Source organism: Flavobacterium sp. (assembly GCF_043722275.1).
Lineage (GTDB): Bacteria > Bacteroidota > Bacteroidia > Flavobacteriales > Flavobacteriaceae > Flavobacterium.
This window is the reverse complement of the sequence record NZ_JAYSPC010000118.1, coordinates 29,153-42,014: the sequence shown is the minus strand read 5'-3', so window position 1 is coordinate 42,014 and position 12,862 is coordinate 29,153. Positions and strand designations below refer to the sequence as shown.

Below are 12,862 nucleotides of genomic sequence, written 5' to 3'. Positions count from 1 at the left end.
CCTTAGGTTTTTATTAATTTAATGCCCTAAGAAAAAAAATCAAATGAATGAATAAGCATTATTGTAAAAGCTTATTTCATTGATAGATAAGGAAACACTGCCGATATCTTTTTTTAGCTTTGATAAAATGTCTGCCTAAATTTTATTAAATTCGTAGCTGTCTACAGATTTTTTAATTTTATAACTGCAATTTCATGACTGTGTATCTTAAAACTTTTTTATTTATTGGAGCTTTTTTCATTCTCGCTCATGCAAACGCACAAAATGAGGTTTATTCAAGTCCTGTAAAACAAGAAATTGCCGATACTACATTTGTGAATTTAAAAGATTACAGCAACGATTTTATCTACGATATGAAATATGCAACCGAAGATAATTTCCTGAAAGCAAAAGTCTATGATTGTGCCGAATGCATGTTGCGTTACAAAACGGTTCAGGCATTGATAAAAGCCAATAAAGATTTTATCAAAAAAGGCTTCAAAATCAAATTATACGATTGTTATCGACCTTTAGCGATTCAGCAAAAAATGTGGGAGATTGTATCAAATCCCAAATATGTTGCTGATCCAAAAAAAGGCTCCATCCACAATAGAGGAGGAGCCGTTGATATTTCAATAGTCGATATAAATGGAAAAGAAGTTGATATGGGAACTCCGTTTGATTTCTTTGGTATTCGTGCCAGTCATAATTATACGATGCTTTCTAATGATGTAAAATCTAATAGAAAATATCTTAAAAGTATAATGATCAAAAATGGCTTTAATTCATTTGATTCAGAGTGGTGGCATTATAATTTAAAAGCAGGTTTAAAAGATAATGTTTCCAACCAAAAATGGAAATGTGATTAATTACTCAACACATCTGATATTTTCCATAAAATACGTATTCGGGTTATAAACCTTCGCATTAAGCTCAGATGTTAATTCTCTTTTTACGATATAATCTTCAGTAGTGGTCAGGTATTTAATACGCATAATCGAAATTGGAGATTTTTTAAGCTCCTCAAAATTTTCTTTCATGAACATAAAAATTCCCGTATTAACACGATTATCAAAACCTTTTTCGTCGTGAATAAGCGTTCCGCAAGTTTCCCTGTCCATATGAATTAGCGTCACTATTTTTCCGTTTTCCAATTGTAAAAAAACTTTCGAATTTTTATCAAAGCAATTCGCCTTTATAAAATCCTTACTTTTCTGGATCAATTGCAAATTTAAAGTAGGCATTCCATCCGTTTTTGCAAGCGAAAAGAAAATATAATCAAATGTTCCGCCAAAGTATTTCTCACTCATCAGGTATTCATTCGTAACTTTATAAGTACCAATTGAGTCGGTTACATTTGCACTGTATTCACATGGTTTTTGGGCAAAAGCGGTAAAGGTTAATAAAAAAAAGGTTAGCGTAATTAGTTGTTTCATTTTTAAGTAATTTTTCTGCAAATTAAAACTATTTTGCTCTCATTTTTATCAGTTGTAAAAAAACAATACAAATTTCCGCCATTTTTTATTTTCCATTTTTTTCGGATGTTTTCCACCGTGTCCGGAAAATTTCTCGTAGTAACATTTGCCTGTTGATTAGCGAGTTCCGTTTTCATCTCATTTTTACTGTACGGAATCACTTTTGTAACCTCAAAACTGCGTCCGGGAAAATCAATTAAATCATCCGAAGTATATAAATGAGAATGTTTATGAAGCTTATTGACATCAAAAATAGCACTAACTTCATCAAAACCACCGGATTTCATAATTGCCGAATTTGGCTCATAAATATAACGTTGAGGTAAATGATAAGAAGCAAAAAGAGAATCATCGCCCAGAACAAATTCAAATGTTTCGGTTTTATGTTTTAATATATTAGCCGTTTTAATCGTGATATCGCCAGAATAATGATTGTGAATTTCGAAAAGCAATTCCTTAACTTCATTTTCAAGCGCAATAATATGAATGTTTTTTACAAATTTAAGTTCAGATAATCCTGCCGAAATATCCAGTAACGGAGCCATTTTTATTAAAATCGAAGAAGCTTTTTCAAAATAAAAATCTAATAAATCAGGAACATTTGGCAAACAATCCTTCAACATAAAAACTTTGCCTTTTGCATCATTTCTTCGCGAGGGATCAATATAAATCCAATCCCATTTTTGATTTGATTCCGTTAAAACAGTAGTAGAATCTTCAGCATAAAAAGTACAATTTATTACTTTAAGCTGTTCAAAATTATGTTTTACAATTGCCGATAAATCTTCGTTGATTTCGCAATGTGCAATGTTTTTAAATTTCTTTGAAAAGTAATAATCATCAACGCCAAAACCTCCCGTAAGATCAATCAGGCTTTCGCCCGAAATTAAAGAAGCTTTATAAACAGCTGTTTTTTCAGATGAGGTTTGTTCAACAGAAATTTTACTGGGATAAATAATATTTTCGGTCAAAAACCAGGTTGGTAATTTTTCTTTTGCCTTGGACTTCGCTTCAATCTGATTTAAGATTAAAATCCAGTCAATTTCAGGAAACGGATTTTTTTGAAGCGCTAACTTTGTAATCGATGCACCACTATTTTGAGTTATAAATTCCTGTATGTTTTTGTCTAAAATAGAAATATTCAATGCTAAATTCTTTCGGTTAATACGGAGACAATTTTGTTTTCAGGAAAAAATTCTTTCAGGATTACTTTCAGCATTGTAAAAACAGGAATCGCAATAATCATCCCGACAATCCCAAAAGTAATTCCACTGATTAAAGTAACCAGGAATATCTCCAGCGGATGCGAATTTACACTTTTTGATGAAATTATGGGCTGACTAATATTATTATCAATCGCCTGAACTACTAAAAAGCCAATAATTACATAAATCGTTCTTGGCAGGATTTCGGTTTGAAAATCACTTCCAATCATACTAATCATCGTTAAAATTCCCGCTAAAACAGTTCCTATTATTGGTCCTATATATGGAATCACATTTAATATCGCACATAAAAAAGCAATTACAAAAGCATTTTTATTTCCAAAAATCATTAAAACAATTAAATACAAAATAAATACAACCGTTAACTGAAGTAATAAACCAATAAAGTAGCGGGTTAAAAAGTGATTTATTTTAGTAATAGAGTTTAAAATTTTATCCTCATTATTGTCCGGTAAAATTTTGCGCGCACTTAATTTAAAAGAATCCTGATCTTTAAGAAAGAAAAAAGTAATGAAAAATACAGAAACTAATCCCATTCCTATATTGGCCAAAAATCCCAAAATCGAATTTAAAAAAACAGTAAAATAACTAAAATCTATTATTGATGTAACCTTAGAATCTTTCAATACTTTACTTAGATCTAAATGCTGAACATTAAAATAAGCTTCGACATTGCGTTCAGCTTCAAGAAATTGAAGTTGTAAACTATGAGTATCTAATAAAGATAAATTATTAGCCTGCGATATAATTAAAGGAACAAATAAAAATATAAAACCTACTAACATTAATATAAATACAATTAAAGTTGTTGCTGCCGCGAGCCCATTACCAAACTTTAATCTGGTTTTTAAAAATTGTATTAACGGATTTGCAATTAAACACAATAACAAGGAAATGCACAAGTAAACAATAACAGTTTGTATTTCGTATAAAAAATATAAAATAACGCCAACAATTAAAATCGTTGCTAAAGCCCTTAATATTCCGTTAGAAATAATTTTTGATGTAATCATGTTTTAATTTTAGATTATAAATATAGGAAAAAGCTTTTAAAATATGTGATTAAACAAAAAAAAGCGAGATATCATCCCGCTTTTCCATTTATTATTTTAATCTGTTTTTTTAGATTCCAAAAGCAGCTCTTGCACCTCCAGTTACGAAGATCGCAGCCATTCTGCTTTTTTGTCCGTTAGAGAACATATACATAGCATTATCATCAGTATAATCCATGTAGTTCATAGTCATTTCTACAGGAGTTCCTGAACAAGTGCTATAATGAGGATAAGCCGGAACACCATAATTTGCAGTATTGTGCGTAGGTGTATCAGATACTAAATCGCTTCCGCAAGTTGCATCTCCCCAAATGTGACGTAAATTCATCCAGTGACCAACTTCGTGAGTAGCTGTTCTTCCTAAATTGTAAGGTGCAGCTGCAGAACCAGATAAACCAAAATATTTAGAATCAATTACAACACCGTCAGTAGCAGAAGCTCCTCCTGGAAATTGTGCATATCCTAATATTCCGCCACCAATTGTGCATGACCATAAATTAAGTTTTGTTGTAGGCGTCGTTGGCGCTAAACCTCCCTGAGCCACTTTTTTAACAGCATCATTAGTTCCCCATGATGTTTTTGTAGTAGATTTTCTGATCACCTGATCTAAAACAAATGAAATTCCAACATTTGCTTTTACACCAGCAAATAAGGCAGGTACACTATTGTAATCAGAGTTTAATGCATTGAAATCTTTATTCAATACATCAATTTGGGTTTGGATTTGTGCATTCGAAATGTTTTCTGCCGTTGTTCTGTACAATACATTAACTACAACAGGAATTTGAACTTTTCCATTAACAAGTTTACCACTTAATATGGCTTTTTCTGTAAAAGCATCAATTTCATTCATTCTGATTGCTAAAGTTGGATCAGCTTTTAATTGAGCTTCTAAAACTTCCTGAGTTGCGCATCCGCGACGGGCAACAGCACTTACATTTGAATCTGATGATCCTGTAGATTCATTTTGACAAGAAAACAACACTAACGCTGTGAATGCGGTAATAAGAACATTTTTCATAATAATTTGGGTTTTTGTTATAAAATATTAAATTTGGTTATTTATATTGCAATTTTATAACAAAAACACATTGTAGCAAAATTTTTACATTAAATTATTTGTAAGATTTTTTACGAACCCTTGTATAATCTAGTTCCTACAAAAAATTAACATAAAAAATTACGAAGTAAATTCATACAAAGCGATACTTGCAGCTTGCACAACGTTCATACTTGAGTTATTTCCGAACATATTTATGTGCACAATTTGGTTCGAAATCTTCAAAAGTTCATCAGAAATTCCATCGATCTCACTTCCTATCAAAAGTGCAATTTTTTGACTGTCAGGAAGTACAACTTCTTTTAGCGGTTTACTATTGCTTGCAATTTCCAATGCAATAATTTCAAAGTTGTTCTTAATTAAGTAGTCAACAAGTTCGCTTGTTTCTTCAATTATAATATGAGGCACATGAAGATGCGTGCTTCTTGAAGTTTTATTGATTTTACGGGGCGTTAACGGAATATCTTTTCCTAAGAAAATAATATTTTCGACCCCAAAAGCTTCACTAATCCTAAAGAGAGAACCAATATTCTGTTGAAAATAAATGTGATCACAAACTAATGTAATCGGAAACGTTTTTCTTTGAAATTGATTTTCTTCGTGAGTAAGCTGCACTTTTTAAGTTTTAATTAGTAAAGATATAATTGATAATGTTGGCGCCCATTTTTAAGGCTTTTTCTCTTACCGGAGCCGGATCGTTATGCACTTCAGGATCTTCCCAGCCATCGCCAAGATCGCATTCATACGTATATAATAAAACCAGTTTATTTTCTACAAAAATCCCAAAAGCCTGAGCGCGAGTTCCGTCATGTTCATGAATTTTTGGTAATCCGTTTGGGAACGGAAATGGTTTTTGAAATATGGCATGATTCGCCGGAATTTCAACTAAATTATTATTAGGAAATATTTTTTTTATTTCTTTTCGAATATATTGATCCATTCCGTAATTATCATCGATATGAAGAAAACCACCGCCGTTTAAATAATTTCTAAGATTACTGACATCAGCATCGCTAAAAACCACATTTCCATGACCCGTCATATGCACAAAAGGATACGAAAGCAAATCAGGATTACTTGGTTCAACCGTTGAAGGTTTTGCTTTTATTCGTGTATTGATATTCTCATTACAAAACTTAATCAAATTAGGCAATGATGTAGGATTTGCATACCAATCGCCACCACCGCTGTATTTTAGCAAAGCAATTTCTTGTGAAAATGAAGAAATGGAAACCAATAAAAACAAAAGAAATATTTTTTTCATATATAATTATAAATTATGGTTATTTGCTTTTTTATATGCGGTCTGTTGTGTCATTTCGACGCAGGAGAAATCTCCGCAAGTAGCTCCGTTACTGATGTTTCTAATCTTTGTCGAGTTTCTAGCGGAGATTTCTTCTGCGTCGAAATGACAAGATTGTGCTTAATCTTTGTCGAATCCCGCGTGTGATTTCTCCTCTGTCGAAATGACAAAGCAATGAGAAAAGCAACTAATCGAAATGACAAAACGTTGCCTTAATTGTTATAATTAAACCTTAATTAGGCCTTTCATTCAAAAACACAACACTATGACACGCCACAATTGCAGCGGTTTCAGTACGTAAACGCGTATTTCCTAACGTAACAGGCTGATAATTATTTTCTAAAGCCAGAGCAATTTCCTTTTCAGAAAAATCACCTTCCGGACCAATAAGCATTGTAACGCTTTCATTAGGTTTCAGGATATCTTTTAATGATTTTTTATCCGTTTCCTCGCAATGCGCGATCAATTGTAAACCTTCATTTTTTTGTTTAACGAATTCCTTAAATGAAATTGCTTCGTTTAATTTAGGCAAATAAGTTTCGTTAGATTGTTTCATTGCCGAAAGAATAATCTTTTCGAAACGCTCTAAATTAATTACTTTTCGTTCAGATCGATCACAAATAATCGGCGTGATTTCCTGAATCCCAATTTCAGTCGCTTTTTCCAGAAACCATTCAAAACGATCGTTCATTTTGGTTGGCGCAACGGCTAAATGCAAACGGAATTTCGGTTTGTCGGCTTTTGTAATAGAAAGAACTTTGACAATACATTTGTTGTCAGAAGCCAAAGTAATTTCGGTTTCAAACAATAGACCTAAACCATTTGTAACGTGTAAAATATCCGAATCTTTCTTGCGTAAAACTTTTATAATATGTCGGCTTTCTTCCTTATCAAAAGAAAAAGTCTCAGTAGTTTCGTCAATGTCCGGATTGTAAAATAATTGCATAATTAAAATTGAATTCGCGCTTTTGAAACCACTGCTGAAGTTTCAAAACGACTTGATAAATATTTTTGATATCCTACAATGCCAATCATTGCAGCGTTATCTGTTGTGTATTCGAATTTTGGGATAAAAGTTTTCCAGCCGTATTTCCCTTCTGTTTCCTTTAATCTTGATCTGATTCCTGAATTTGCCGAAACTCCTCCGCCAATCGCAATTTGTGTGATTCCGGTTTCTTTTACTGCTAATTTCAATTTATCCATCAAAATTTCGATAATCGTATATTGAATAGAAGCGCAAATATCATTCAGGTTTTCTTCGATGAAATTAGGATTCTCCAGTTTTTTCTTCTGGATAAAATATAAAATCGCGGTTTTTAATCCGGAAAAACTAAAATTTAATCCCGGAACTTTTGGTTTTGTAAAGGCAAATGCTTTAGGGTTTCCTAATTGTGCATATTTATCAACCAAAGGTCCGCCCGGATAGGGAAGTCCCAAGATTTTTGCACTCTTGTCAAAAGCTTCTCCAACAGCGTCATCAGTGGTTTCACCAATAATTTCCATGTCAAAAAAACCGTTTACTTTTACAATTTGTGTATGTCCGCCACTTATTGTCAAAGCCAGAAAAGGAAATTCAGGTTTATCAAAACCTTCTTCGTCAATAAAATGGGCTAAAATATGCGCATGCATATGATTAACAGCAATTAACGGAATTTTTAAGGCTAATGATAATGATTTGCTAAATGAACTTCCTACCAATAAAGAGCCCATTAAGCCCGGACCTTGCGTAAATGCAATTGCGGTTAATTGATCTTTTTGTACATTTGCTTTGCGAAGTGCGGCGTCAATTACCGGAACTATGTTTTGCTGATGTGCTCTTGAAGCTAATTCTGGAACTACACCACCATATTGGTTGTGAATTAACTGATTTGCCACAACATTTGAGAGTACTTTGTCGTTATGTAAAACCGCGGCGGCAGTATCATCGCAGGAACTTTCGATGGCAAGAATAAAAACCTCTGAATTTTGCATATAAAGGCACGAATTTTGAATTATATTTGACGAATCAAATATTTTGATTTTCTTATATATTAAAGAGACGCCAAAATTAAAGAATTTTTATCAAAAACAGTCGTTCTTTGTCTGTTCAAAATAAATTTAAAAGAAAACTAAAATAAAAGCAGCTATCAAAAAAGTAAAGAAAATAATTTCAAGAACCCTAATTGGGTTGATTTTACTTTTGTTAGTACTTGCTATTACATTGGCATTGCCTGTTGTACAAACAAAAATTGCAAAATACGTTACAGTTTCATTAAACACAGATTTTAAAACCAATATTAGTGTTGACAGGGTTGCCATCAATCTTTTTGGAGGCGTAAAACTGAAAAAGGTTTTAATTTTAGACCATCATAAGAAAACCTTAATCTATTCAGACATTATTACCACGGATATTTTAAGTGTAAAAAGATTGCTTGATGGTGATTTGATTTTTGGAGATCTTCGTTTAACAGGAATGATTTTTAATCTGAAAACCTATAAAAACGAAAACGAAAACAATATTAATAAGTTTATTAAATTGTTTGAAACCGATAAAAAAACAAAATCAAAAAAACACTTTTTGCTAACAGCCAGAAACGCCTATATTTCTAAAGGTATTTTTACGGTTATTGATGAAAATAAAAGCACACCAAAATTTCTTGATTTCACAAAGTTAAACGCTTATATAAGTGATTTTAAATTATACGGACCAGATGTTACCACTACAATTCACAGGTTTTCTTTTTTAGATCATCGTGGTTTGTATGTGTCTAATTTTGCCGGAAAACTAACTTATACAAAAAAACAGATTAAAGTTGAAAATTTAGCCATAAAAACCAAAAGATCCTGGATTTACGGTAAAGCTATTTTGAATTATAAAATTGAAGATTTTCTTCATTTTACTGATAAAGTAAAGTTTGATGTTGCGCTTGATTCTGCTTCGATTGCATCAAATGATATTCGTTTTTTCTACGACGGATTGGGTAAAAACCAGCACTTTAAAATTAAAACAAAACTAAAAGGAACATTGAATAATCTTAATTTAAGAAATCTTAGATTGAGTGATATGAATGGTTCTAAAATCAACGGAACACTTAATTTTAAAAACCTTTTAGGAAGCAAAACTCAAAAATTTGCAATGGAAGGAAAGTTTGATAAACTGATTTCAAGTTATGATAATTTAGTGGTGATTTTACCTGGAATTTTGGGTAAAAAACTTCCGAAGGAACTTAAAAGAATTGGCAAGTTTAATATCGTTGGTAAAACAAAAGTTTCTACAACGGAATTAGAAGCAAACTTTAAAATGATTACCGATTTAGGTAACGGTCAAGCCGATTTGCATATGAATAATATCGATTTTATCGATAAAGCATCTTATTCAGGAAATATAATCTTGGATAATTTTAATGTTGGTGCTTTGCTGAATCGTAAAGATATTGGCAGAACAACCTTAAATTTAGATGTTGATGGCGTTGGTTTTACAGAGAAATACCTGAACACGATTATAAAAGGAGATATTGCAAAATTAGAATATAACAAATACACCTATAATAATATCGTTGTAAACGGAAATTTCAAATTGCCATATTATAAAGGACAACTTTCTATAAATGATCCTAATTTAAGTTTGACATTTGATGGTTTGGTGGATTTAAGTAAACGCGAAAGCCGATATGATTTTCATATTAATGTAGAAAATGCCGATTTACGAAAACTGAAATTTATAAATGATTCAATTTCAACATTTAGAGGTGACGCCGTTGTTGAACTTACCGGAAATTCTATCGAAAATTTACAAGGAAATGTTGCAATTAGAGATGCCGTTTATCAAAACCCAAAAGCAACTTATACTTTTGATGAAATCATTGTAAACTCAAATTTTGATGCTGACAGATTACGAACTATCACCATTAATTCTAAAGATGTTGTAGACGGTAAAATAGTTGGTAAATTTCAATTTGCACAATTAGAAAAATTGGTAATGAATTCTGTGGGAAGTCTTTACACTAATTATAAGCCTTATAAAGTTAACAAAGGACAGTTTTTACGATTTAATTTTCATGTTTATGACAAAGTGGTGGAAATGTTATATCCTGAAATTAATATAGATTCAAGTACAGTTGTTCGTGGAAAAATAGACTCGGATTTACAGGAATTTAAATTCAGGTTTAAATCTCAAAAAATTACAGCGGCAAAAAATACTTTTGATAATATCAGAATTAGTATTGATAATAAAAATCCGCTTTACAATGCTTTTGTTGAGTTAGACAGTATTAAAACGCCTTATTATAAAATTCGTGATTTTAACTTAATCAACGTAACTTCAAAAGATACTTTGTTTGTTCGTTCTGAGTTTAAAGGAGGAGAAAAAGGAGAAGATTATTTTAATCTTGACTTGTATCATACTATTGATAAAAACAAAAATAATATTGTTGGAATCAAGAAATCTGAAATGAAGTTTAAAGACTATTTATGGTATTTAAACGAAAATGATCAGGCTGATAATCAGATTGTATTCGATCAGTTCTTTAAAAATTTCACGATAGACAATATTATTTTATCGCATGAAAATCAGAAAATTGATTTAAACGGTGTCATAAAAGGAAAGGATTATAAGGATATAGTCCTCAATTTTGAAGATGTAGATATTAATAAAATTACGCCATTAAATTCCAAGTTTGTGTTTAATGGTAATTTGAACGGAAATATAAATTATAAGCAGAATAAGGATGTTTATCAGCCCACGGCATCCATTGTAATTGATCATCTCAATCTGAATAAAATAGATTTGGGAACTCTGAATTTTGATATTTCCGGAGATGAAAGCTTTAAAAAATTCACTATAAATTCGTCTATTCAAAATGGTTTCACGGAATCATTTAGGGCAAGCGGAACTTTTGCTGTCGAGAACAAAGAGACTTTTTTAGATTTAAATCTAAAACTCGAAGGATTTAATCTGGCAACTTTAGGAACAATCGGAGGTAATGTTTTATCAAATGTTAGAGGATCTGTTTCCGGAAATGCCGCCGTTGTGGGGAATCTTAAAAAACCGGAAATCAACGGAAGATTATATGTTGAAAAAGCCGGAATGACAGTTCCGTACCTTAATACAGATTATGAATTAAGTGATCGAACGGTTATTGATTTAACAGATGAGAAGTTTTTATTCAGAAATAATCAATTAACAGATACTAAATACGGAACTAAAGGTTTACTTAACGGAAGTATTGAACATCATAATTTTAGCGACTGGAAACTGGATTTGACCATTACATCTAAACGATTATTGGCGCTTGATACAAAAGATAGTGAAGATGCGGCTTATTTTGGTACAGCATTTATTAATGGAACTGCAAGTATAAAAGGACCTACGGAAAGTTTGTTTATTAAAGTTGATGCCAAATCTGAGAAAGGAACTGAGGTTAAAATCCCAATTAATAATGCCCAAAGTGTTGGTGAAAGCAGTTGGATTCATTTTGTTACACCAAAAGAGAAATACAATTTAGCGAATGGTATTGTTGAAAAAACCAAAAACTATAATGGCCTTGAATTAGAGTTTGATTTTGATATTACGCCAGATGCGGAGGTCGAAGTAATCTTAGATCGAAATTCCGGACATGGTATGAAAGGAAAAGGATACGGATCGTTATTATTTAAGATAAATACGCTGGGTAAATTTAATATGTGGGGAGATTTCCAGGCATATGAAGGAACTTATAATTTTAAATACGGTGGTTTAATCGATAAAAAATTCGCAGTCAAAAAAGGTGGTTCTATTATTTGGGAAGGAAACCCAATGAAAGCGCAATTGAATCTTGAGGCTGTTTATAAAACATCTGCAAATCCGGCTGTATTATTACAGAATTCATCGTTCAATAAAAAAGTTCCGGTAGAAGTTGTAATTGGTTTAAGAGGAGATTTAACAAGTCCTGAGCCTAATTTTGATATTCAGTTTCCATCTGTAAGTAACGTTTTAAAATCTGAAATTCAATACAAATTAGATGATAAAGATGTTCGTCAGACACAGGCTTTGTATTTACTTTCGACAGGATCATTTATGAGTCCGGATGGTTTTAATCAAAGTGATTTATCAGGAACATTTGCAGAAACTGCGGCAAGCTTATTAGGCGGAATCATAAAATCTGACAATGATAAAATAAATATTGATTTGAATTTTATATCCGCAGATAAGCGAATTGGTCAGGAAGCCGATGGTCAGTTTGTGGCAAATATAACATCTCAGGTAAATGAAAGGATTACCATAAACGGAAAATTAGGAGTTCCTATTGGCGGCGTTAACGAGTCGGCTATTGTTGGGGATATTGAAGTATTATATAGAATGAACGAAGACGGATCAATGAATCTTCGTTTGTTTAATAAAGAAAATGATATCAATTATATAGGTCAGGGAATTGGTTATACGCAAGGAGTTGGTATTTCGTATGAAGTCGATTTTGATACTTTTAGCGAACTGGTCAACAAATTATTTAAAAACCATAAATTAGAAAAGGCAATAAAAAATTCTTCGGATGATTTACAAGACTCTTATTTAAATCCCGATTTTGTCAATTTCTCTAATAAAAAAGACGCTGAAAAGAACAAAAAGAAACCTGAGAAAAAAGAAGAAGAGAAAAAGCCGCCTCCTCAAAATAATAATGAAGGATTAATTCCGGACAATGACTTTTAGTCAAATTGTTAAAAATATACTTAAAAGAAACCATTCGTTGCATTGAATGGTTTTTTTTGTGCTAAATTTAGCGGCTCATAAATTTTGGAATCAGATTGTAAAA

The 12,862-nt window shown here is 31.8% G+C and carries 10 protein-coding genes; 2 read left to right on the top strand and 8 right to left on the bottom strand.

Features of this window, described 5'->3' with window-relative positions; all coding sequences use genetic code 11:
• Window positions 1-194: 194 nt before the first annotated feature.
• On the top strand, window positions 195-848 hold the full coding sequence (locus tag ACHZDT_RS14770; RefSeq protein WP_394775388.1) for a M15 family metallopeptidase: 654 nt from the start codon (window positions 195-197) through the stop codon (window positions 846-848).
• On the opposite strand, the gene ACHZDT_RS14765 is transcribed toward ACHZDT_RS14770, so the two are convergent.
• From ACHZDT_RS14765 to tsaD, 8 genes are all read right to left on the bottom strand, one after another.
• Window positions 849-1,415: a hypothetical protein gene (locus tag ACHZDT_RS14765; protein ID WP_394775387.1), complete on the bottom strand. Its 567-nt coding sequence runs from the start codon at window positions 1,413-1,415 to the stop codon at window positions 849-851.
• 2 nt (window positions 1,416-1,417) lie between these two features.
• Window positions 1,418-2,599, bottom strand: a complete 1,182-nt coding sequence (locus ACHZDT_RS14760) for a class I SAM-dependent methyltransferase (protein ID WP_394775386.1) — start codon at window positions 2,597-2,599, stop codon at window positions 1,418-1,420.
• A 2-nt stretch (window positions 2,600-2,601) separates the two neighbouring features.
• The gene (locus tag ACHZDT_RS14755) at window positions 2,602-3,693 is read right to left on the bottom strand and encodes an AI-2E family transporter (RefSeq protein ID WP_394775385.1); all 1,092 of its coding nucleotides are present in this window, start codon (window positions 3,691-3,693) and stop codon (window positions 2,602-2,604) included.
• Between the two features lie 109 nt (window positions 3,694-3,802).
• On the bottom strand, window positions 3,803-4,753 hold the full coding sequence (locus ACHZDT_RS14750; RefSeq protein ID WP_394775384.1) for a zinc metalloprotease: 951 nt from the start codon (window positions 4,751-4,753) through the stop codon (window positions 3,803-3,805).
• Window positions 4,754-4,912: 159 nt separating this feature from the next.
• A complete protein-coding gene (locus ACHZDT_RS14745; RefSeq protein ID WP_394775383.1) occupies window positions 4,913-5,407 on the bottom strand; it encodes a TrmH family RNA methyltransferase in 495 nt (164 codons plus the stop codon).
• Window positions 5,408-5,417: 10 nt separating this feature from the next.
• The gene (locus ACHZDT_RS14740; protein ID WP_394775382.1) at window positions 5,418-6,056 is read right to left on the bottom strand and encodes a DUF4159 domain-containing protein; all 639 of its coding nucleotides are present in this window, start codon (window positions 6,054-6,056) and stop codon (window positions 5,418-5,420) included.
• A 271-nt stretch (window positions 6,057-6,327) separates the two neighbouring features.
• Window positions 6,328-7,041 (bottom strand): 16S rRNA (uracil(1498)-N(3))-methyltransferase, encoded by a 714-nt coding sequence (locus tag ACHZDT_RS14735; protein ID WP_394775381.1) that lies wholly within the window; start codon window positions 7,039-7,041, stop codon window positions 6,328-6,330.
• Window positions 7,042-7,043: 2 nt separating this feature from the next.
• Window positions 7,044-8,066 carry a tRNA (adenosine(37)-N6)-threonylcarbamoyltransferase complex transferase subunit TsaD gene (gene tsaD / locus ACHZDT_RS14730; RefSeq protein WP_394775380.1) on the bottom strand — a complete coding sequence of 341 codons (1,023 nt, stop codon included), beginning with the start codon at window positions 8,064-8,066 and terminating at the stop codon, window positions 7,044-7,046.
• A 196-nt stretch (window positions 8,067-8,262) separates the two neighbouring features.
• Here tsaD and ACHZDT_RS14725 point away from each other — a divergent pair, with 196 nt between their 5' ends.
• Window positions 8,263-12,759, top strand: a complete 4,497-nt coding sequence (locus ACHZDT_RS14725) for a translocation/assembly module TamB domain-containing protein (protein ID WP_394775379.1) — start codon at window positions 8,263-8,265, stop codon at window positions 12,757-12,759.
• Window positions 12,760-12,862 lie beyond the last annotated feature (103 nt).